Source organism: Bradyrhizobium cedriense, from assembly GCF_054602315.1.
Genome location: NZ_JBTSWB010000003.1, coordinates 806,548 through 828,387 on the forward strand (window position 1 = coordinate 806,548; position 21,840 = coordinate 828,387).

At 62.5% G+C, this 21,840-nt stretch carries 20 protein-coding genes; 4 read left to right on the forward strand and 16 right to left on the reverse strand.

The window, feature by feature from the left end:
- Positions 1-2: 2 nt before the first annotated feature.
- The 11 genes from ACYCVF_RS15590 to ACYCVF_RS15640 all read right to left on the reverse strand — a co-directional run bounded on the left by ACYCVF_RS15590 (position 3) and on the right by ACYCVF_RS15640 (position 11,729).
- Entirely contained in the window at positions 3-1,193 is a 1,191-nt protein-coding gene (locus ACYCVF_RS15590; RefSeq protein WP_448042938.1) for a TraB/TrbI/VirB10 family type IV secretion system protein, read from the reverse strand.
- An 80-nt stretch (positions 1,194-1,273) separates the two neighbouring features.
- Positions 1,274-2,299 (reverse strand): P-type conjugative transfer protein TrbG, encoded by a 1,026-nt coding sequence (trbG, locus tag ACYCVF_RS15595; RefSeq protein ID WP_448042937.1) that lies wholly within the window; start codon positions 2,297-2,299, stop codon positions 1,274-1,276.
- Positions 2,296-3,000, reverse strand: coding sequence for a conjugal transfer protein TrbF (gene trbF, locus ACYCVF_RS15600; protein WP_448042936.1), 705 nt, complete (start codon positions 2,998-3,000; stop codon positions 2,296-2,298). The genes trbG and trbF overlap by 4 nt, the downstream gene beginning before the upstream one ends.
- A 365-nt stretch (positions 3,001-3,365) precedes the next feature.
- On the reverse strand, positions 3,366-4,166 hold the full coding sequence (trbL, locus tag ACYCVF_RS15605) for a P-type conjugative transfer protein TrbL (protein WP_459606401.1): 801 nt from the start codon (positions 4,164-4,166) through the stop codon (positions 3,366-3,368).
- An 11-nt stretch (positions 4,167-4,177) separates the two neighbouring features.
- Positions 4,178-4,930 carry a P-type conjugative transfer protein TrbJ gene (trbJ, locus tag ACYCVF_RS15610; RefSeq protein ID WP_448042934.1) on the reverse strand — a complete coding sequence of 251 codons (753 nt, stop codon included), beginning with the start codon at positions 4,928-4,930 and terminating at the stop codon, positions 4,178-4,180.
- 27 nt (positions 4,931-4,957) lie between these two features.
- Positions 4,958-7,528 carry a conjugal transfer protein TrbE gene (gene trbE / locus ACYCVF_RS15615; RefSeq protein ID WP_448042933.1) on the reverse strand — a complete coding sequence of 857 codons (2,571 nt, stop codon included), beginning with the start codon at positions 7,526-7,528 and terminating at the stop codon, positions 4,958-4,960.
- Positions 7,522-7,779: a VirB3 family type IV secretion system protein gene (locus ACYCVF_RS15620; RefSeq protein WP_448042932.1), complete on the reverse strand. Its 258-nt coding sequence runs from the start codon at positions 7,777-7,779 to the stop codon at positions 7,522-7,524. Before ACYCVF_RS15620 ends, trbE begins: the two co-directional genes overlap by 7 nt.
- On the reverse strand, positions 7,779-8,147 hold the full coding sequence (locus tag ACYCVF_RS15625) for a TrbC/VirB2 family type IV secretion system protein (protein WP_448042931.1): 369 nt from the start codon (positions 8,145-8,147) through the stop codon (positions 7,779-7,781). The genes ACYCVF_RS15620 and ACYCVF_RS15625 overlap by 1 nt, the downstream gene beginning before the upstream one ends.
- An 18-nt stretch (positions 8,148-8,165) precedes the next feature.
- The gene (gene trbB, locus ACYCVF_RS15630) at positions 8,166-9,149 is read right to left on the reverse strand and encodes a P-type conjugative transfer ATPase TrbB (RefSeq protein WP_448046269.1); all 984 of its coding nucleotides are present in this window, start codon (positions 9,147-9,149) and stop codon (positions 8,166-8,168) included.
- Complete coding sequence (locus ACYCVF_RS15635; RefSeq protein ID WP_459606400.1) at positions 9,142-9,693, reverse strand: CopG family transcriptional regulator; 552 nt, start codon at positions 9,691-9,693, stop codon at positions 9,142-9,144. Before ACYCVF_RS15635 ends, trbB begins: the two co-directional genes overlap by 8 nt.
- An 11-nt stretch (positions 9,694-9,704) precedes the next feature.
- On the reverse strand, positions 9,705-11,729 hold the full coding sequence (locus ACYCVF_RS15640) for a conjugal transfer protein TraG (RefSeq protein WP_448042929.1): 2,025 nt from the start codon (positions 11,727-11,729) through the stop codon (positions 9,705-9,707).
- 424 nt (positions 11,730-12,153) lie between these two features.
- On the opposite strand from ACYCVF_RS15640, the gene ACYCVF_RS15645 reads away from it, so the two are divergent.
- Positions 12,154-13,503 (forward strand): GSU2403 family nucleotidyltransferase fold protein, encoded by a 1,350-nt coding sequence (locus tag ACYCVF_RS15645; protein ID WP_448042928.1) that lies wholly within the window; start codon positions 12,154-12,156, stop codon positions 13,501-13,503.
- Between the two features lie 8 nt (positions 13,504-13,511).
- Here the strand turns inward: ACYCVF_RS15645 and rlxS are convergent, their stop codons facing one another.
- Complete coding sequence (rlxS, locus tag ACYCVF_RS15650; RefSeq protein WP_459606399.1) at positions 13,512-15,824, reverse strand: relaxase/mobilization nuclease RlxS; 2,313 nt, start codon at positions 15,822-15,824, stop codon at positions 13,512-13,514.
- Here rlxS and tnpA point away from each other — a divergent pair.
- From tnpA to tnpC, 3 genes are all read left to right on the forward strand, one after another.
- Complete coding sequence (gene tnpA, locus ACYCVF_RS15655) at positions 15,817-16,647, forward strand: IS66 family insertion sequence element accessory protein TnpA (protein WP_459606398.1); 831 nt, start codon at positions 15,817-15,819, stop codon at positions 16,645-16,647. The genes rlxS and tnpA overlap by 8 nt on opposite strands.
- Positions 16,644-16,997 (forward strand): IS66 family insertion sequence element accessory protein TnpB, encoded by a 354-nt coding sequence (tnpB, locus tag ACYCVF_RS15660; protein WP_459606397.1) that lies wholly within the window; start codon positions 16,644-16,646, stop codon positions 16,995-16,997. Before tnpA ends, tnpB begins: the two co-directional genes overlap by 4 nt.
- 67 nt (positions 16,998-17,064) lie before the next feature.
- Positions 17,065-18,600, forward strand: a complete 1,536-nt coding sequence (gene tnpC, locus ACYCVF_RS15665; RefSeq protein ID WP_459606396.1) for an IS66 family transposase — start codon at positions 17,065-17,067, stop codon at positions 18,598-18,600.
- Positions 18,601-19,172: 572 nt separating this feature from the next.
- Here the strand turns inward: tnpC and ACYCVF_RS15670 are convergent.
- The 4 genes from ACYCVF_RS15670 to ACYCVF_RS15685 all read right to left on the reverse strand — a co-directional run bounded on the left by ACYCVF_RS15670 (position 19,173) and on the right by ACYCVF_RS15685 (position 21,821).
- A complete protein-coding gene (locus tag ACYCVF_RS15670; protein WP_459606395.1) occupies positions 19,173-19,388 on the reverse strand; it encodes a hypothetical protein in 216 nt (71 codons plus the stop codon).
- 240 nt (positions 19,389-19,628) lie between these two features.
- Positions 19,629-20,642: a class I SAM-dependent methyltransferase gene (locus ACYCVF_RS15675; protein ID WP_459606394.1), complete on the reverse strand. Its 1,014-nt coding sequence runs from the start codon at positions 20,640-20,642 to the stop codon at positions 19,629-19,631.
- Positions 20,643-21,070: 428 nt separating this feature from the next.
- Positions 21,071-21,610 (reverse strand): S26 family signal peptidase, encoded by a 540-nt coding sequence (locus ACYCVF_RS15680; RefSeq protein ID WP_459606393.1) that lies wholly within the window; start codon positions 21,608-21,610, stop codon positions 21,071-21,073.
- On the reverse strand, positions 21,600-21,821 hold the full coding sequence (locus ACYCVF_RS15685; RefSeq protein WP_074447823.1) for a helix-turn-helix domain-containing protein: 222 nt from the start codon (positions 21,819-21,821) through the stop codon (positions 21,600-21,602). Before ACYCVF_RS15685 ends, ACYCVF_RS15680 begins: the two co-directional genes overlap by 11 nt.
- Positions 21,822-21,840: the final 19 nt, after the last annotated feature.

Genomic DNA, 21,840 nt, shown 5'->3' on the forward strand with positions numbered 1-21,840 from the left:
CCTCACCTGCCTTTCGCCGCTGTCTGAACGTCCTGGTACGGCTTCAGCACCAGATCCTTCGAAACAATCACCCGTAGCGGCCATCCCGGTCGTACTGTAATCGTCGGCTGCACGTCGAGCTCGCGCTCCACCAAGCGCTGGCCGGCGCGATTGGTCGTTTGCTGGGTGCTTTCGCGCAGCGCTTTCACGAGATCGCTCTCGTCGTTGCCGATCGATAGCTGCGTCCCCACCCCGATCAGGGTCGCCAGGGCCACGCCCTTGAGCAACTGCCAGGTATGGAAGTCCACCTGGTCTTCAAGCCCGGCATAGCCTGCGATGTCTGTAGCCGGAAGGTTCTCGATCACGATCGAATTGCCGTTCGGCAGGATAAGTCGCGTCCAGACCACGAGCGCGCGCTTTTGGCCAAACGCGACGACGCTATCGTATTTGCCCATGAGCCGGGTCCCCTGCGGGATCAGGAGATGCTCGCCCGTCACTGTATCGTAGACGTTCTCGGTCACCTGGCCGATCGTCGCCCCGGGCAAGTCCGAATTCAGTCCCGTGACGAGGCTCGCAGGGATGATTGATCCTGCCATCACTGAATAAGTGGATGGCGCAGGTTTGAGCGCATGAGGATTGGTGGTCTCCGTGTCAGCCTTCGCGCCGGCGAAGGCCAGTTTTCGCGCCTGCGACGAGGGAATGATTTCGCTGGAGCGATCCATCATCGCCTGCGCCGTCTTTGCAAGTTCCGCGGCAGATGGACCGGTGTCGGGCGCTGGAGGCCGGAATGCCGACGGAGTGGTCGCCGGAGCGTCAGTCGGGCTTGCCTGCTTGCGCTTCTCCTGTTTTTCCGACAGGCGGACGAACAAGCCGGACTCCTTTGCCTGTTGAGCGACTCGCGTCTGGCGGATCCGCTCAGCCCGTTCGGCGTCTTCCTCCGGGTTGGTTCGGAAGCCAGCGTCCGGAGCGACGCCAGCCTTCTTCTCGTTTTCGGCAAAGGCCCTGCCAATGTCCCCTGGCGATGGCGGTCCAAGCCGCGGCGTCGATGGCGGCAGGTCTTCGTAGGACTTTGGCAGCTTGCTCAGGCCCTCGGCCGTCTGCTTGCGGTCGGTATTGTACAGCTCCGTTCGGTCAGACTGCTTGAAGGAGTTCGGCCTCAGCGCAATGAGTATCGCACCACCAAGAAACAGCGCCGCTACAGCGCAGCCGATCATGAGAGCGCGCCTATTGAGGCGCCGCACGGGCCGTGGCCGAGCCCGGAGTTCAAGCGGCTCCGGATCCTGATCCAAGCTCGTCATGAGGCACTCCCGATGCTGAAGGCTTGCGACACGGGGCGCGCGTCGATGCGGATGATCCGGACGATGCGTTGCGGATCTTCGCCAAGACGAAGCTCAGCGGCGCCGAACATCCGATCGACGATGTAGTAGGAACCGCGGACCCGGTAGTTGACGAGGTTCGGCCGGCCATCGGCTCCCGCGACGAACAAAGGCGGCGCTTCGCCTTGCGACAGGCCGGACGGCATCTGGATATAGACCTTGCGGCCGTCGTCGAAGGCGCGCACCGGCCGCCACGGCGGATCGTCGCCTTCGATGCGATAGCGGAAATTCAGGCTGTCGAGCCGCACACCGCGATCGGCGACCCGCTCCTCGCTTTGCTGTGCCGCGGCGTTCTGCTTGTGGAGGGCAACGAGCGTATCGGTCGGATAAGTCCACGAGATGGACGCCATGTAGGTCTGCTTGGTCGAGACGAGCTCGAGGTGATAGGCGCGTCGATCAGTCAGGACCACGAGGTTGGTTTGGATATCAGGTAGCGTCGGCTTCACCAGGATGTGCACGCGCCGGGAGATACCCTGCCCGCTCGAGGTATCGCCAACCACCCAGCGAACCGTATCTCCCGTGGAGACGTCGATCAGTTCCTCACCGGGTTGAAGCGCGATGGTCGAGACCTTTTCTGGACTTGCATAAAGCCGGTACAGTGCGCCCTCCGTCCAGGGGTACACTTGGATGGCATTGATGTAGCCGGCCCGCGTCGGCTCCATCCGCGCCGCCTTGTTCGCCTTCGCGATCGCCTGCTCCGGCGGTAGTTTTTCGTCCTTGGCTGCTTTTGTCGGTAGGGGTTTCAACTGGCCAGGCAACGGCAGGACCTTGGGGGTTTCGACGACCTGTACCGGCGCCGGCGGATCGGCCTCTGGAAGTCCCTTCTCAAAGACCATTTCATCATAGGGCGCTTCGAGATTCAACTTGGTGGCGCATCCGGCAAGGCCAAGCGACAAGGCAAGGACACTGGCCGACGCGAGCTTGGTAAGAGCAGTAGAATTCATTTGGCGTCTCCGATGAGGTCGCGCGACCAGTTGAGGGAATGGACGTAGAGGCCGAGAGGGTTCTTCCGCAGGGTTTCGGCATCTGCGGGCGGCTTGAGAACGGTGGTGACGAGACCGGTGAAGCGCTCGGTCTTTGCGATCGCGCCGTTCTCGTAGGCGTTCTCTTTCCAGCGGATCTCGAAGCTGTCGCCAGACGCGCGCACCACGGACGTGACTTCGGCGGTCACGGTCTTCGAGCCAATCTTTGTAAAAGGATCGGCTTCGCGCGCGTAGTCGTTCAAGGCTTGCGCGCCGCGGTCGGTGACGAAGTCATAGGCACGCAGCCAGTTCGCGCGGACGATGACCGGATCGATCGACAGCGAGCGGACATTCTCGATGAACCGCGCAAGGAAATGTGCGATCTGCGCGTCTGACGGCTGGTAGGCCTCGAGGGCCGGCCCGACTGCTCGCACTTCACCGAGCCGATCGACCTCGACCACGTAGGGAACGACACCCGAGCGCGCGATCTGGGTGAAGATCGTCAATCCGAGAACGCTAGACAGGCCGATCGCTGCCAGCGCCGCCAGTCGCCAGTTGCTGGCCTGCACCCGGGCCGACCCGAGCCGCTCGTCCCAGACCTGGGCTGCTTTCTGATAGGGTGTGACAGGCTCGGGCGTCTCGCCATAGCGAACGGACACGCGCTGAAACGGATGACTTGCCATATCTTACTCCTCCCCCAACTTCGGGCCCGACGAATGCCCGCCTTTGTCACCCTCCTTCAGAGTGTGGGCAGCGACCTGGGCCGCTTCCCTCGCGTGTCCGCGTGCTGACGACGCCCTCGCACGCCCCGCGCCTGAAGCGGCCGCTCCGTTCGTTGCGCCGCCAGTGCTCGCACTCGATAGCTGATCCACGGCCGCGGCCCGCGCTGACGTGCCCGCAGCCGAAGACGCTCCGGTAAGCGATGCTGCGGAGCGAACCGCAGCCATTGAACCGCCCGCGGCAAGGCGTAAGCCTCCTGCGGCTGCCGCTCCGCCGCCGATCACGACAGCCGCAGCGCCCGCCACTGTTCCTGCTGCCGCGCCGGCTCCTAGCTGGGGCGCACCCGAGACCAACCCCGCTGCGATCCCTGGTCCGAAGATGCCAAGGCCAAACAAGAAAGGGCCGCCAGCAGCAAGCTCATGGCCGATACGATATCGACCGGCCGCGTCAGCGTGCTGGCAAGCTGACCGAAGATGGTCGAGCCGATGCCGATGATGATCGCGAGAACCATCACCTTCACCCCCGAGGCGACCACGTTGCCGAGCGTCTTTTCCGCGAGGAATGCGGTCTTTCCCCACAGGGCGAACGGCACAAGGATGAAGCTTGCGAGCGTTGTCAGCTTGAACTCGATCAGCGTGACGAAGAGCTGCACCGAAAGGACGAAGAACGCGAGCACGATCAGGATCCAGCAGAACAACAGGATCAGAATCGTCGGCAGGTTGGTCAGGACATCGAAGCCAGAGAACTGGCCGGTCTCCTCCAGAAGAGGATGGGCAGCCGTAAAGCCTGCGGAGGCGACAAACCCTGGCCGCGCCAGGTCGGCCGCGCTTAAGGTCCCGCCGGACGCCTTCAGTCCGATGCTGGAGAACGACGCAAGGACAATATCGGCGAGGCTCTTGAAGTTGCCGATAATGAACGCGAAGGCGCCGACATAGAGCACCTTCTTGGCGAGCGTCACCATGATGTGGTCGTCCGCGCGCATGCTCCAGGCAAGGCCCGCTAGAGTGAGGTCGATGCCGATCAACGTCGAGCTCAATAATGAGACGTCGCCCGACAGGAGACCAAATCCAGAGTCGATGTAGCGCGAGAAGGTTTCGGTGAAGCGGTCGATGACGGAGAGATCAGCCATGGCGCCCTCTCCTACTTGCCGCTGGCGTAGGCATGGCCATCGCCGATGAAGCGAGTAAAGCGCTCCCTCGCGGCAGCCGATGATGCTTGCTGTTCGGCAGCGCGCAACGTGTCCGCGCGCGCCTGGGTCGCCATGAGTGCTTGGGCCTGCAACGACTGCTTGATCTGGAGGCCGAGCAGTTCGTTGCCGGATTGTTGGGCCTGCAGCGAGCCAACCGCCGCGGACGAATTCGCCATTAGCGTTCGAAGCGTCTGGCCATCCTGATCCAAGCCGCTGACAATGGCTGATTGAACTGCGAGCGACTGCTTCAATCCGTCGTAGCTATTGTCCCAGCGCGACGCCGCATCCTGCACCATCTTGTCCGACGAGACGGCTGCCGCGTACTGCCGAGGATAAAAGCGCTCAAAATCCTGCTGGGTCTTCTGGACATCGAATGAGACGTTCTTTGCTTGACCAATCAGCGTGTTCATCTGATTGATTGTTGACGTGAGCTGGCCGACGACGCTTGTGGGGAGGCTCGTAAGGTTCCTGGCTTGATTGAGCAGGGACTGTGTCTGGTTTTGCAGACTCCTGACCTGGTTGTTGATTTGCTCAAGCGTGCGAGCAGCCGTTAGGAGATTTTGGCTGTAGTTCGATGGATCGAAGACGACGACTTGCGCCCCGAGACGTCGAGATCCATTCAGCGCAATGACGAGGGACAGCGCGACGATTACCGTCGCCTTTAGTGTCTGGCATGCGACAGGCGTGCCGAAGATCTTCAGCATAGATGGCTCCTTAAACGTTGGGTTGGATCAGGCTTTCCGGGCCTGTTCGAAGGTGCTGATCAGGTTCGCCGCCCAGTGCAGATCTCGTTCAGCGAGATAGCGCTTGGCAAAGTGATGGGGGCCGGAGCGGGACAGGACCGCATCGATGGTCCGTTGATCCTCAGGCGAGGACGCCGCGACGAGCGCGAGCGCCACTGGTCCGAGACCCAGCTCGAACAGGCGGTTTCCGGCGCGGGACTGCAGGTAGTACTCGCGCTTGGGGAATGCTTCGGCGATCAGGCGAATTTGCGTGTCGTTCAAGCCGAACCGACGATAGGTCTCGGTTTGGGTCGGCTCCAACGCACGGGAATTTGGGAGGAATATCCGGCTTGGACAGGATTCGATGATCGCGGGTGCAATCTGGCTGTCGGCAATATCGGCCAGCGACTGGGTCGCAAAAATGACCGAGACGTTCTTCTTGCGCAGCGTCTTGAGCCATTCGCGAATCCGGCTCGCGAACAGCGGATCGTCCAGAAACACCCAGGCCTCGTCCAGCACCAATAGCGTAGGCCGGCCATCAAAGCGCTCTTCAAGGGTATGGAAGAGATAGGTCAGAACCGGCGCCACCAGACCTGGCAACGCCATCAGTTCTTCCATCTCGAAGGTCAGCACGTCGGCGCCGGAAAGACGATCAGCGTCGGCATCCAGGAAACGGCCGTACGGTCCTTCCAGTGTGTAGGGCTGCAGCGCCTGCCGCAGCGCGTCGCGGGCAAGCAGCGCCACGAGGCCAGTCATGGTCCGCTGCGAGACGGGCGCCGACCCGAGGCTCCTCAGCGCCGACCACAGCGTCTCTTTGACGTCGGGTGTCACGGTGACGCGCTCATGGGCAAGCACGCCGCAGAGCCAGTCCAGCGCCCAAAGTCTCGCCCCCTCCTCCGCGACGTCCTTGAGCGGCTGAAAAGCGATACCGCCTTTGGCGCCTAGTTCGTACCAAGACCCCGACAACGCGAGCGTCGTGACCCGTGCCGACCGGCCCTTGTCAAACGTGATCAACTGAGCGTTTGGGTAGCGGCGGAATTGAAGGGCGAGCATCGACAGCAAGACCGACTTGCCCGCTCCGGTCGGACCGACAATGATGGTATGCCCGACATCGCCGGCGTGAAGCGACAGCCTGAATGGGGTCGCACCCTTGGTCTTGGCGATCAAAAGCGGCGGGCCGTCGAGGTGCTCACACCGTTCGGGCCCGGCCCATACAGCCGACAATGGGCACATGTGGGCGAGGTTCAGCGTGTGAACGATCGGCTGGCGTATGTTGGCATAGGCTTGCCCCGGCAGACCACCGAGCCAGGCTTCCACCGCGTTGACGCTTTCGCGAATAGCCGTGAAACCCCGGCTATTGATCACCCGCTCGACTGCGCGGATTTTCTCATCCGCCTGGTGCGAATCCTCATCGCTGACGGTGACGGTCGTGGTGATATAGCCGAACGCAACCAGATCGTCGCCAAGTTCGGAGAGCGCCGCGTCGGCGTCAAGAGCCTTGTTGCTGGCGTCGGTGTCGAGCAGCGCCGCCTGCTCGTTGAACATGACTTCCTTCAGGATAGCGCCGAGCGACTTTCGCTTCGCGAACCACTGCCGCCGGTAGCGCGACAGCGTCGCGTTTGCCTGCGTGCGATCCAACGGAATGAACCGTGTCCCCCAGCGGTAGGAAACGCCGAGCCGGTTCAGCTCATCAAGCAGGCCGGGAAAGGTAACGTGCGGAAATCCAAGGACGGTCAGCACACGCAGATGGCTTCGTCCGATCGCGGGCGACAATCCGCCAGTCAGCGGCTCATCAGCGAGGAAACAGTCGAGATAGGCTGGAATCTTGGGAACGCCGACCGGATGGCGCTTGGTCGAGACGCAGCCATGAAGATAGGTGAGCGTCTCCTCATCGTTGAGGGGCCAGATCTCGGGTAAGACTGACGAGAGCAGATCGATCGCCCGATCAGTTTCCTGGATGAACCTCTGGAGATGATCGCGATAACCTCTCTCATTGCTATCAAATCTCTGTTGGCCATCGATTTCACCGTCGTCGATGTCACCTTGCGCAGCAGTTTTGGTCGATTGGCCACGTCGAATGCGTTGTCCTTTTTCCGCCACGCTATCCCTAGCCTTAGGGCGCTCGAGGAAAAGACCTTCGAGGCGGGAGACCCTTTCGGCCGGCGGCAGATACATCAACGTCAGATGCAGCACACTCTCGAAATGCTGTCCGCCCGGGCGCGACGGATCCTCCCATGCCACGCCGGCGGGGCCTTCGAAGCCGGCCCGTCGCTCTTCATCCACCAGCCAGGACACCGGATCGGGAAAATCCGACCTCGGATATTCGCCAGTCGGGATGCGCGTGGCATCAAAGAACAGCGCCCAGCCTGAGCCAAAGCGCTTCAGGACGTTATTGACGCGTGATGTAACGCTCATCAGCTCGGCTTCGGTCGCACTGTCGAGGTCCGGCCCGCGATAGCGCATCGTCCGCTGAAAGCTGCCATCCTTGTTCAGGATGACGCCAGGAGCGACCAGGCATGCCCATGGCAACCAATCAGCCAGGCGATAGGCGTTGCCGCGGAATTCCTTCAGGTTCAACATGCGAGTCGCCCTTTGTGTTTGGTGTGACGGATGGCGACCTCGACAAAGGCCGGATCGCGTTTGGCAAGCCAAACGGCTGCACTGTGTCCGATGACCCAGAGCACGAGTCCGGCGAGCCAAAGGCGCATTCCGAGTGCGAGCACGGCCGAGAGGGTCCCGATCAGGATGGCGGCGGCACGCGGGGCGCCGCCGATCAGGATGGGTTCGGTCAACGAGCGGTGGAGCACGAGTTCAAAACCATCGGGGCGCATCAGATCAGCGCTCCGCCACCGAACGAGAAGAAGGAAAGGAAGAACGAACTCGCAGCGAAGGCGATCGAGAGGCCAAACACGACCTGGACCATCTTGCGGAATCCGCCGGAGGTGTCGCCGAAGGCGAGCGATATGCCGGTCACCGTGATGATGATGACGGCGACGATCTTGGCGACGGGCCCCTGCACGGATTCCAGGACACGCTCGAGCGGTGCTTCCCAGGGCATGCCGGAGCCAGCGGCGTGTGCCGCAGTGACACTGAGGAGCACGCAAGCCGAGGCCACGCCGAGTTCGACCAAGGGCAACCCGCTGATCGAACAGAAGCCGCGAAGACGCGAACGCACGTTTAGACGCAGTCGAATGGACATATTTCAGTCTCCTTCAGGTCAGGGGCGGTGGGAGGTGTTTGGAAGCCCGGGTGGCGTTTCGAGCAGGTAGTCGCCTGACGGATCGAGGCCTTTGAGTTCGGCAACGGCTTCGATGCGCCGTGCGGGTCCCCGCCCCTTGATGAAGACAATCAGGTCGATCGCCTCGGCAATGAGCCGGCGCGGCACGGTTGCGACCGCTTCCTGGATCAGTTGTTCGATCCGGTAGAGCGCAGCTCGTGCCGAGTTGGCATGAACCGTGGCAATTCCACCGGGATGACCGGTATTCCAGGCTTTCAGCATGTCGAGGGCTTCAGCGCCTCTGACCTCACCGACGATGATGCGGTCAGGCCGCAGGCGCAGCGTGGAGCGGACAAGATCGGCAAGGCTCGCCACGCCTGGCTTGGTCCGGAGCGTCACTGCATCCTTTGCATCGCAGCGAAGCTCACGAGTGTCCTCGATGATGACCACCCGCTCTTCGAGGCCGGCGATCTCCGCAAGAAGCGCATTGGCAAGCGTGGTCTTGCCCGAGCCGGTTCCACCGGCGATCAGGATGCTGCGCGCCTCAGTGACTGCGGTAGTCAGCACCTTCGCCATCAGCGGCGAGGCAATCTGCGCCTTGACGTAGTCGGACAGGCGGAACGTGGTCGTTGCCGGCTTGCGGATGGAAAAGCAAGGCGCGAGCGCGACCGGTGGCAAGACACCTTCAAAGCGTTCACCCGTTTCGGGGAGTTCCGCCGAGACGATCGGAGACGAACCGCTCGCTTCCGCCCGCACATGGCTGGCGACAAGGCGGATAATCCGCTCCGACTCCTGCGGCGTCAGAACAACGCCGGTATCAGCGCGGCCCGTCCCGTGCCGATCAAGCCAGAGCCTCCCATCGGGATTGACCATGACTTCAACGACATCAGGCTCTTCCAGAGCGAGCGCGATTGCAGGTCCCATGGCGGTCCGCAGCATGCCCCGGCGTCGTTCGCGGGTTTCTGGCGAGAGGAGATCAGACATTGCCGATCTCCTCTCGCCCTGCCGGAGAATGCTCCGGCGGCTCACCCGTCGCGCCGTGCGCGCGGGATCCAGTGTCGCTGGCTTGGGCGGCGCCCAGAGGGGCGCCCTCCTCGAGATTCCGCATGAAGAGATCCGGCTTCGAGGCGCTGACGCGATCCATGACGTCGGCGACAAGCCTGCCGCCAGCGGCGACGCGTTTGCCGACCTGGGCGACAAACATTTCGAACCGCTCACGTCCCAGCGCACGCGCGGCGTCCTGATCTTGCGAAGGCAGCGGCGGGGTGATCGTCAAGTAGTAGCGGATGAACAGCGCGATGGTCTCCGCCAGGACACTCACGTCGCGGTCGACGCGTTCCAGTTGCCGGCTCATCCGGTCCAGCCTTCGGATCAGCGCCGCATCGCCGCTGGCATCGCGCTCGGGGTTGAGGAAGCGATCGAGCGCAGCATCGACAATGGCTGACTTGTTGGCTCCGGGACGCTTGGCAGCGAGCTCGAGGCGCTGCGCCACACTTTCAGAGACGTAGGCGGATAGCTTCGGTTTCATCGGGATTCTCTTCAGAACGAGGGGAGAAGATCATCGTCGTCGCGGGTGACCGCATGGGCTCGACGTACGGCGCTGGACGCGCTTGCTTGCTGCATCTGGCTGCGGTCGGCGGCCACGTCTGTCTCATCGTCGAGCAGTCGTTCCTCGAAGGCGCGCGGCTCGTTCGCGGTCGGCGCGGCCTCGTCGAACAACGCCAATTGCTGCTTGAGCCCGCCTTCCTCGCCGCCCGTCTGCATGAGTTCGCGATACGGCAGGGTTGCAAGACGAAGGTCGGGGTTGCGCACCTCGCCGCGCCAATCGTCAGTACGAGCCGGCGGCCGATCGGCGTACTCATCGCCCACCAAGGACGGCGGCTTCCGCAGACGGCTGACGAAGTTTGCGTCCTCATAGTGCCGCAGCTTGATCGCGCGGACTGGTGCGAGCCCTGAAACCAGCACGATGGCCTGATCCGGCGGCAGTTGCATCACCTCGCCTGGCGTCAGCAAAGGACGCGCAGTCTCCTGACGGCTGACCATGACATGGCCGAGCCAGGGGGCCAGCCGGTGACCTGCATAGTTGCGCTGTGCACGCAATTCCGTCGCGGTGCCGAGGGCGTCTGAGATGCGTTTGGCGGTACGCTCGTCGTTGGCGGCAAAGGCGATGCGGACGTGGCAATTGTCCAGGATCGCATTGTTCTCGCCATACGCCTTTGCGATCTGGTTGAGCGACTGCGCGATCAGATAGGCACGGATGCCATAGCCGGCCATGAAGGCGAGCGCGCTTTCGAAGAAGTCGAGCCGGCCAAGCGCGGGAAACTCATCCAGCATCATCAGAAGCTGGCGGTGCTTGGGGTCGCCTGCCTTGGTGTTCAGCGTCTCGGTCAGCCGGCGGCCGATCTGGTTGAGGATCAGCCTGATCAGCGGCTTGGTCCTACTGATGTCCGACGGCGGAACGACGAGATAGAGCGTGACCGGCTTGTCGGCGCTCACGAGGTCGGCGATGCGCCAATCACAGGACTCGGTGTTTCGGCTGACGACGGGATCGCGGTAGAGCCCGAGAAAGCTCACTGCGGTCGACAGAACGCCGGAGCGCTCGTTTTCCGACTTGTTGAGCAACTCTCGTGCGGTCGCGGCGACGACGGGGTGGACTTTCGGGTCCGCCTCGGTGCCGAGGTGATTGGTTGCCAGCATGATCCTAAGCGTCTTCTCAAAGGACTGCGCGGGGTCGGCCAGGATCTCGGTGACACGGGTGAGCGTCTTCTTCTCTTCCGCGTAAAGGACGTGAAGGATGACGCCGACCAGCAGGGAGTGACTGGTCTTTTCCCAATGGGTTCGGCGTTCGAGCGCGCCTTCCGGGTCGACCAGGATGTCGGCGATGTTCTGGACGTCGCGGACTTCGGCGGCTCCTTTGCGCACCTCAAGCAGCGGATTGTAGCGGGCGCTCCGCTCGTCCGTGGGATTGAACAGGAGGCAATGCGAGAACGTCGAGCGCCAGCCCGAGGTCAACTCCCAGTTTTCGCCTTTGATGTCATGCACCACCGCCGACGACGTCCACGAGAGCAGTGTGGGCAAGACCAGTCCGACGCCCTTGCCCGAGCGGGTCGGCGCAAAGCACATGACGTGTTCCGGTCCATCGTGGCGCAGGTAGTTATTTTCGAGGGCACCTAAGAAAACGCCCTTGGACGCGAATAGACCGGCGGTCTTGATTTCCTTCGGCGTTGCCCACCGAGCCGAACCGTAAGTCGTCACCAACTGGCTTTGGCGCGCACGCCACACCGAATTGACGATGGCAAACAGTGCGCCTGCGATGCCGCCGGCGGCAGCGATGGCTCCGCCCTCTTCGAATATCTCGGGCGCATAGGCTTCGTACGCGAACCACCATTCGAACAAACGCCAAGGCAGATAGACGCGATAACCGACGATCAGGAACCATGGTTCACCGAGGCGCTGCTGATAGCCGAGAGCTGCGGCGGTCCATTGCGTCGCGCCCCATGTCGACACAACGACAATGCCGAGTACGACGGCGATCTGACCGACATAGATTTTTGCTGGAAACATTCCGCTCGCCCCACTCACTCACCCCACGTGAGCGGCGCGATGAAAGGGACCAATGCGCTTTGCGTTCAATCGAAATAAAAATGGCGTCCGGCAAGCAAGAGCAATGTCGATCAGGTGTGCGAAGGCGAGAAGGATCTCGGTCCAGTCTCGGCGAGGATGATCCAACAGCTCAACAAAAGGTGAGCTGCGGGCTCTAGCTGGACGATTTTTGATGCGGATCGGGTCGTGGCCGAGGCGGGTATGGAACAGAGGGGCGGAACCGGGCAGTCGTTGCTACTGACGGGGCTGGCGCGCCGATTCGCCTCTGAAACCAGGGTTAACCGCCTTATACTCACCCCGCGAAGTGAGTATAAACCCGCTGGACGCCGGGTTCCATCCCCCTTATACTCAATCCGCAGACTGAGTATAACTCTGGACAACGACCATGCCGGCCCCTTCCCTGGTGAGCCAGACGACCTACGCCGAGCTCCTCGAGCGCACCGCGACCGCGGCCTTCCAGGACGCCTTTGCGGACAGCGGCTCGTTCACGGCCAAGAGCATCAATGGCCGCAAATATTGGTATTTCCAGACTGGCACCGGAGCCGAACGGTCGCAGCGCTATGTCGGGCCAGAGACGCCAGAGCTGCTGGAGCGCATTGCCCACCACCAGGAAGTTCGAGAAGACGAGCGGGAGCGCCGGGCCCTTGTGTCCACCCTCGTCCGCTCGTTCAGCTTTCCTCGCCCCATTCCCGAGATCGGCGACGTCATCGCGGCGCTTGCCAAGGCCGGCGTGTTCCGCCTTCGCGGCGTTCTCGTTGGGACGATCGCCTACCAGACCTATGCCGCCATGCTTGGCGTTCGCCTCTCCGCCGGCTCGCTCCAGACCGGCGACGTCGACATTGCCCAGTTCAAGAATGTCTCAGTGGCGGTCGAGGACTCAACGCCGCCCGTTCTGGACGTGCTGAAGGAAGTCGACAAGACCTTTCGTGCCGTTCCTCACGTATCTGATGGCCGGCGCGTGACGAGCTATGCCGCCAAGGGCGGCTTGCGCGTCGACTTCCTGACGCCCCACGAGGGCAAGGAGACTGCCCGCCCTCAGAAGCTGCCTGCCCTGAACACAGACGCCCAGCCGCTGCGCTTCCTGGACTTCCTGATCCGCGATCCCGAACCCGCGGTCATCCTGCATGGCGCCGGCATCTATGTTCACGTGCCGGCGCCCGCGCGCTATGCCGTCCACAAGCTGATCATCTCCCGCAGGCGCCCGGAGGGGTTTGCAAAGCGCGACAAGGACCTGCAGCAGTCCGAGGCCTTGCTCGCGGTCCTGGCGGAAAAACGCCCCCATGAGCTGAAATCAGCCTGGGAGGAAGCTCACGCTCGTGGTCCCAAATGGCGCCAATTGATGCTCGAAGGGCTCAGTTTGCTTGCGGCTTCCGTTCGGGACGTGGTGCTCAAGACCATTGGCGCGCCTCGCTCGATCATTCCGGGCATCGATCTTGCGTTCGACAATCCCCCTGCTCGCTATGACTTCAGCCGCGACGTCGTAACGTTCCAGGGAAAAGAGCTCGACGGCTCAGTCAGCTGCGCAGTCAGCCGCGAGGCCCTGGACGACCATTTCGGTGCCGATGGGCTCGGACAAGAGGGTCGGGTGGAAGCGTTCCTCAAGAACAGGTCGAGGATCGAGGACATCGCTCGCGCCAAATACCTTTCCTCGCCAGTCGACGAGCCCGGCGCCGTCCTGGTCAAGACCTCTGACGTCGATAGTTTTTCGGCACGACGAGCGCCCAAGCGGAAGTAAGTCTCTCGTCATCGTCCAATCCCGCGCTTGATGCCGATCGACCAGGATATGCCCTCCCCGCCGACTTGGCCGGTGACCAATTGCCCGCGCGCCCGCTCCAGCACCGGCCGCCACGGCACCAGCACGAACTCGTGGGATCGCTCGATCAGGGCGAACCGCCCGCTGTTCAACGTCAGCATGCGCCGGTAGACGCCATCGATCTTGCCGCCGACCTTGACGTCGACATGTTCAAGGCCGGTGCGCGCGGATATGTCGGCCGCGGTCCGCGCCAGCTCGCGCGCCTCGAGCGTCTCGAGCATGTTTCGTGCAAAGCGCATCTGGCCACCCTCCTCTCGCGCCAGCCCCTGCTCGATCAGCCACTGCCGCCTTGCTCGCTGGGCGGTCTCGACTTCCGCGCCAAAGCCGGCCGATGCGAGCTCATCCGGCTCCTTCCCAACGAGCTTGCGATCGAGCCAAGTTGCGCCTACCGCCTGCGGCAGGTCCTCGAGCCTTTGCCATGACAGCACCGCGACCCGCACCGGATTGCGCGTTTGCTGGAGCTTCTCGTATCGAAGCGCCCGGTCCAGGTAATCCTGCCCGGCGCTCCAACTGCCATCGGCAAGCCGGCTTACCATCCCTTCGCGCCGCATCGCTTCCAGGCGCCGCACGTGGGATCCGACAAATTCGCCCGACGCATGCGGGTCAAATTCCTGATGCAGGCGGTCGCTATAGATGCCGCCATTGCGGGCGGCAACGCTAGCGATCGTGCGATCGATCGCGCCCGGTTCAGCGACGCGCGACCTGAGTTCCAGAATCGTGTTGCGGACAGGTGCCTCCTCGTTGACACGAAGGGTTCCGAGCTCGGCATAGTGCGTCCGTCCGTCCACCCCATCGATCACGACATAGCGGCGCTCCGTCAGTTCGTCCGCAAACCCCTCGCCAACGACCCGCCCGACCAGGCGATGAGCGCTTCGTTCCGGATCAAAGATCGTGTAGTCGCTGGCGGCCCGCGAAACTCCCGCCGCAGCCATCTCACGGTGCATGGTCTTGATGATATCGCCGCGTTCCCCCATGCGTCTCAGCTTGGGCTCAAGCTCAGGGTCGATCCGCCAACGCCCCGGCTCGCTCTCTTCTGCCAACCCCATCCGCTCCAGGGTTCGCAGCCGTCCGATCCGTGCCGTTTGCCAGGCAGGCTCCCGTCCCGACAGCGCCCCAAGCTGAAGAGCTCCGCTAGGGGCATCTCGCAGGATGCTCCGGTCAAGCCGCGTGAGCCGCTCGGCCGTGATCTCCTGCTGAAGCTTGCGCGCGACCTCGATCTCCGTTTCCGGACCGAGCTCTCGCGTGATGAGCTCCGCTGCCCGCGACCGAAAGCCGTGAGCGATATAGTCGCGTGCGATGACGAGGTCGTTTCCTTCGCCGTCCTTGCCGCGCAAGAGGATGTGCGTGTGGGGATGGCCGGTGTTGAAATGATCAGCAGCAACCCAGTCCAACTTAATGCCGAGGTCCTGCTCCATCTGCCGCATGAGGTCGCGGACGAATGGCTTCAGGTCCGTCAGTTCCGCGCTGTCCTCCGGCGCCACGATAAACCGGAACTGGTGGCGATCGCCAGCGCTGCGCTCCGTAAAGCTCTTGCCATCGGCGCGGTCGTTGCTGGCGTCGTAAAGCTCTCCAGGCTCGCCCTCACGCGTGACGCCGTCGCGCTGGACGTATCGGAGGTGAGCTCGCACCGCACCGGTGTCACCTGACTTGATCCGCACGATCCTGGCCTTGATCACGACACGGCGCTGGCCGGAGCTTCGTCCGCGCCCGGCCAACACTGCTCCCTGCGCGTGGCCGCGGCCGATGCGGCCGCCTGAGAACGACGAACCTGTTCGCACACTGGCACCGGCCTTGGTCGCCTCCTGGCGGACGCGTCGAAGATAGCTGGTCGCCCTCCGGGCCCTGCGGTTGCCGATCCGTCCAAGCTTCACTTCGAATTCGTCGTCGATCTCTCGCATGGCCTGCACCCGACGTCTGGAGAAGACGCCGATATGTGAAGCCGACGAGGGCTCGCCAAGACGCAGACGCAATTGCCCAAGTTCGCCATTGCGTTGGGTCTCACTTGGCGACAGCGAGGGTACGGAGAGCGCCAAATCTTGGATGTGCAGACAACAGCTTAGGCGCTCCGTGGCGCCAGTGCTTTTATCTTGCCCTCCCGCTTTTTTTGTAAGCGTCCGGTTCTTGCACGTCTTTCGAGAATGCCTCGTCGTTCCATATTGGATTTTCCTGCAACATGGAGAATCTCTTGTGGGGCGGAAACAATATGAGAACAGAGCGCGCCGAACCTGGTGGTCAGTGCACATCGAGGCGTGGCGGAAGAGCGGCCTCAGCCGGCGCGGTTACTGCCGTCAGCATCGCCTGGATCAGGGCACTTTTGCGCGCTGGCTGAACGCCCTCGTCGACGTGGAAGCCATTCGAGTACAAGCCGAATTGAAGCGTGAGGAGCGCCGTTTGCGGCGACCTCTCAAGCTGTCCAGCGACGCGCGCAGCCGTGCCGTCCAGGCGTTCTGGGCCATGCATGTGGAGGCGATGACGTGGTCCGGAATGAGCGTGCGGGCGTACGCCAAGGCCCATGGAATATCGCGATTTGGCCTGCAGCGATGGCGCGATCTGATCGATGCCCAGGAGGTGGAAATCGACTGGCGAGCGCAACTCCACCCCAGTGCCCGCGCGCAAATAAGCACTAGTGCTAGCAGCGCTGCTAAGGAGTCCACCGTCGAAAGCGGCTTGACAGAGGCTTCGAGCGTCGATCCATCGGACGACGGACGCGCCAGCCGACGTCGCTTCAGCGACGGGGAGAAACTCGCGATCGTACGCGAATCCGAGGCTCCTGATGCCAGCGCCGCCGAGGTCTGCCGGCGCCACGGCATCGTCACCAGCATGCTGTTCCGGTGGCGAGTTCAGTTCGGATTTGGACGACAAGCGCGGGCGGAATTGGCTCGGGTCGAGGTCGCAAACGAAGTGTCAGACTCTCCTTCGCCCGCGCTTGTTCTCCATGATTTATTGCAGCCGCCTGATGGTATGGTGGCGGTCGAATTGGCCGACGGGCGTCGCGTCTTCGCACCCGCCGATGCTGATCCGGACGCCGTCCGTCGACACGTCGCCGACCGGGAGATCGCATCATGATGATCGTTCCGGCGGGCGTGAAGGTGCACCTGGCGCTGGGTTACACCGATATGAGAAAGGGCCTCGACGGGCTCGCGATCACCGTCCAGGAAACGTTGAAGAAGGACCCGTTCTCAGGCCATCTGTTTGCCTTCCGAGGCAAGCGGGCGAGCATGCTGAAGATCATGTTCTGGGACGGCAACGGGCTCTGTCTGTTCAGCAAGAAGCTCGATCAAGGCGGCTTTATCTGGCCCAGAATGAGCGATCCAGGCGGCACGGTCACGTTGTCGCCGGCGCAACTGGCCATGCTGATCGAAGGCATCGACTGGCGAACACCGGAGCGCCGATGGCGGCCCGCAATCGCGGGCTGAGAGCGCAAAACCCTTGTAGTATAGCGAATCTGCTTCATCGAATCAGCATGTCCGAGTAGAATCGGATATGCAGCTTGACCTCAACAATCTGCCGTCGGACCCAGCGCTTCTGCATCGTCTGGTCCGCGATATTGCCTCACTCATCGAGCATCGAAACAGTGAGATCGAGCGCCTCCGTCTGATCATCAAACAGCTTCAGCGCGCGCAATATGGCCGTCGCTCCGAGCGTCTCGACGCCGACCAGTTTGCTCTCGGACTTGAAGATCTGGACACCGATCTGGCGGTTGCCGAGACCAATCCGGAGGCCTTCGAGGCACCCGCGCCGTCTCCATCCGCGCCGCCAAAACGCAGATCATTGCCCGATCATCTGCCGCGCGAAGAGATCGTTCTCGGCGCCGGCAGCGAGGCTTGCGCGTGCTGCGGCGGCGCCTTGCATGCCATCGGCGAGAGCGTCAGCGAGATGCTGGATTGGGTGCCGGCTCAGCTGCGCGTCCTGCGTATTTGCCGCCCGAAATTTGCCTGCCGCGCCTGCGGAACCATCACCCAGGCCCCTGCTCCTGAACGGCCGATCGCGGGCGGATTGGCTACGCCGGCCCTGCTCGCCCAGGTGCTGGTCAGCAAGTATTGTGACCACACGCCGCTCTATCGCCAGGCGCAGATTTTTGCACGCCACGGCGTCGAACTGGAGCGCTCGACGCTCGCTGGCTGGGTTGGTGGGGCCTGCTGGTGGTTCGAGGCTTTGCACGAACGGCTGTGCAAAAACGTGTTCGCTTCCGACCATCTCTTTGCCGATGACACGCCTATCCCGGTGCTGGATCCAGGCAGAGGACGGACGAAAACGGGGCGATTGTGGGTCTACGCCCGCGATCAGCGCGGCTGGGGCGGACCGGCGCCGCCGGCAGCAGTTTACCTGTTCGCACCGGATCGAAAAGCCGAGCGTCCCGCCTCGCATCTCGAGCAATTTAAGGGCGTTCTGCACGTCGATGGTTATGCCGGCTTCGAGCGGTTGACCGGCAGCGGCGACATCATTCTTGCCGCCTGTTGGGCCCATGCAAGGCGCAAGTTTTACGAGATTGCAGAGGCTGACGGTGCGCCGTTGGCGTTGGAAGCACTGCGCCGGATCAGCGAAATCTATGCCGTCGAGGCCCAAATCCGCGGTCAATCGCCTGCGCACCGACTGGCCGCGAGGCGCTCAATATCGAGGTCGCTCGTCGATAGATTCCGGCTCTGGATCGAGACGCAGCTGCCCCTGCTACCCGGTCGCGCCAAGCTCGCCGAGGCGATGCGCTACGCGCTCTCGCGATGGGATGGGCTGACGCGCTTCCTGAACGACGGCCGCGTTGAGCTCGATACCAACCCGGTCGAACGCGCGATCCGTCCCGTGGCACTGGGGCGCAAAAACCACCTCTTTGCCGGCAGCGATGGCGGTGGGACGCGGTGGGCGATCCTCTGTTCGCTGATCGAAACTTGCAAACTGAACGGCGTCGAACCCCACGAATACCTTCGCGACGTGCTCGCGCGGATGGTCGATGGACATCCCGTCAACCGCCTCGACGCACTGCTGCCATGGGCTTGGAAAGCTGAAAATCCTGTCAAGGGATGAGGCCAGGTGCAAGCTCTGGACGCTTACCTTTTTTGCTTTTTTGCTTTCCTAGGGAAAGAGCCGCCGCGACCTCGCAGTTGACTTGCGAAGCCCCACTGTTTCCGAGCGTTTGCGATAGCGATCGTTACCCGAAGGGCCGAGACACCCGTAGGGTGGCTCGGTGAGGAGCGAAGCGACGAGTAGAGCGCGGGCCGAAGGCATCGCCCGTATGCCATCAGCAGTTACTATCGCACTCCTCCGCGAACTCTTGCCCACGTGAGCGGGGGTCCTAGGGGCTGGCAGACTGATTTCCGCTTAGGCCCGAACAGTGGCGCAGAACCAGCAATCTTCCGGTGTACCTGAAGGCAATGAGCGGAAGTCGGCGCGGGCATTGGCTCCGACCTAAGCGGCTTAATGCATCTTTTGGCGGGGCTTCTTGATTATCTCGCGGAGGTCGGCCGTGTACTCCTCGATGATACGTCGGGCCTCTTCCAAGCGCGTCGGCTTGGAGGCGGAATGTGCCTCTGGTTTCGGATCATTCATGCCTGAAGCTTGACCGGAGCCGCTGGTGGCCCTTGATCCAGATCAAGGGCCTACTGTCCCAATTCCCTCAAGATGCGGTCCCGGTCGTCTATATGGAGAGACTGCGTTTCCACCATTGTGGCCAACACGTCCCTTGCGCCCTTGGTATCATGGCTGTGCCGGCCCAGCTCGGCGATCAGCGCTTCCTGCTTGGCAAGAAGCTTCACGCCAAGGGCAATGTGGCGCTCCGATATCGCTAAGTGCTCTTGAAGCATGCCGCGGTCCATCCGCTATCATACAACAAGTCCGGCCGCCGCTGGATTGAAAACCCGGCGGCATACTTGTCGCTCCCTGACCACGAGCTCAAAGGTGGTCCGCGTCTGAATGAAACGGCTATTGACGGCCCGTTGGGCCGCAACGACAAGCGCTGAAGTTCATCAGCCGCAGGGAGATCGACCGAGCGAACCAGGCTTGGCAGCCTGGCTCGCTCAGGCAGTTTGCGAGACGAAAATTCGCCGCAAAGACCGTCAGCGCTTGGGTGCAGAAGGCCCAAGATCAGTGAACAAGTCCGCCTGGACGGGGCGTTCGTCAAACCGAATTCCGCCCTTTGCTTTGGCCTCGACCTCGCGAATTATTGCGTCCTGCCGGTCCACCGGAACGCCGTTTTTGCTCCAGAGAGCACGCAGCTCGGCCTCTGGCTCGGCCGAAGATCGAGCCTTATTGCGAAGGATTTCCTCGAAGTTGGCGCAGACGATTTCGACATTGGGCACGACGCCTTTCCATGTGTCACGATAGAAAGAGCAGTCCACGCCGCAGCCTGCTTCGAGATGAATTCCGGTCTGTTCATTGAACTTGAGATAATCCGCGCTCTTGCGTTCTCGGTAGCACTGCACGCCGCTATATTGGAATGGCGCAGACGCCTGGGGGATGATGAAGGCGCCATAATCGGCGATATCAGAGGCGATATCGATCACGTGAAACTCGAAAGAGCGCCCGGTGTAGCGGGGTCCGCTTCCGATCCTGGGGGTGGCTCCGAACGGAGGATTTGCGATCGCACAGCCGAAATGACCGAGGCTTGGCAAGTCCAGATCGAACACGTCGGCGCAAATCCATTTGGCTTCCGGCAGCACCTTGCGCCCGACCTCGATATAGGCAGGATTGCGCTCGATGCAGACGATCTCTTTCTGTGGTTCGTCCTGGCTACGCGCATAGTGTGCCCGCCAATAGACATGGAATGCAAGCGCGCCAATGCCGGCGCAAAGGTCGACGGTTCGGCCGCCGTAAGCATCGATTGCGAAGTCTCCGGCGAGGCCCGTAGGAGTAAAGAACGCCCCCGCCGATCCATTGATGTGGCTTGCGCCCTCGTGCCAATTGTCGAGCACAAACACGCGCTCATCGTAGGTGAGGACGTCTTTCTTGAGCAGTTCGACGGCCTCGGCATGTGCCTTGGCCTCCGCCTTCGTCAGTTTTGCCATCGTGATGTCTCGCTTGTGGGCCCTTGCTGGGCGTTTGATCGGCGCGGCGCGCATGGCCTTCGCCATGCCGCCTGCCCGTCGGCGAGACCGGGGTTTCGGGGGGCAAGAGCTTGTTTCGGCGCCGGCTTTGCCGGCGCGCATCCGATGGTGCGCAACGCGGTTGCACCGAGCAGCGTGAGCTGCGACGTGCGACCGACTTGCTGCACCGGACGACGAAAGAAGGTCTTGCGGGGGTGACGGGGCAGCGCCCCTCAAGTCCCCCATTCAAGAGAAAAGCGGCTTACGCGTGCCAACCTGCGCACGAGCTAGCGAGATCGAGGACGTGACTATCAACGTTTCGATCCGGTCGCTCGTCGTGGAGGTTTTATAGGCCCTGTGCTCTGGGAGACCTGGCCCACCGGCCCGACGCGGGTGCTGACGAATGGGCTCGAGCCGAGCAAGAAATACGCCGGGCGCGCGCCTTGTTGCAGACGCGCGCCCGTAGAACCTACCGCTCACATGTCCGGATTCCATGTCCAGAGCGGATGCGCGACGCCCAGGATATCGCAGCGGAGCACCGGGCCGAAGTACCGCGAGTCAAAGGAATTCGGGTGGGGCTGCAGCAGGAAAAACTCCCCTTCCACGAGCCGCATGCAGCCCTCCCAGATCGGCAAAGGCCGCCCTTGTCGGTCTTTCTTGAGCACCTCGGCAACGACTTTTCCGTTGATGGAGATCGTACCGATCGGATCCTTGGCACGGCAGATTTCGTCTCCGCCTGTCGCCTCGATCCGCTTCAGGAGCGGCACGGGCATGGGGAGGATCTCGTGCGCGGTGATCAGGATCTCAATTCCGGGGGGTGGCTTGAAGACGGCGAGCTCGCCGCGCGCCGGCAGCCGTGGCTCCACATAGTAGAAGCCGAGCTGCGCACTGCCGGTGGCGTTGTAGATCAGAAGGGGCACCGCTGGCGCAGACGACATCAGAAGTGTAATGACGCCGGCGCACATGGCCGAGAGCGTGGAAGCCTGGCGCCAAAGTCTTGTGCGATCAATCGGCATCGGAGGTCGACCTCCTCTTGCTCGCGTGCGACCATTCGACGAGGTCTTCGATGTGATAGCGGACATAGCGTCCGTGCTTGCGGTAGGCCGGTCCCCTGCCCTGGACCCGCATCTTCTCCAACGTGTTCTTGGTGAGCCTGAGCCAGGCGGCCGCCTCCACCGTGTTGAGGAACGGCTTGTCGGGCTCCTTGTCGTCTGCTTTCGTCGTCATCCAACTTTCCTTCCCACAC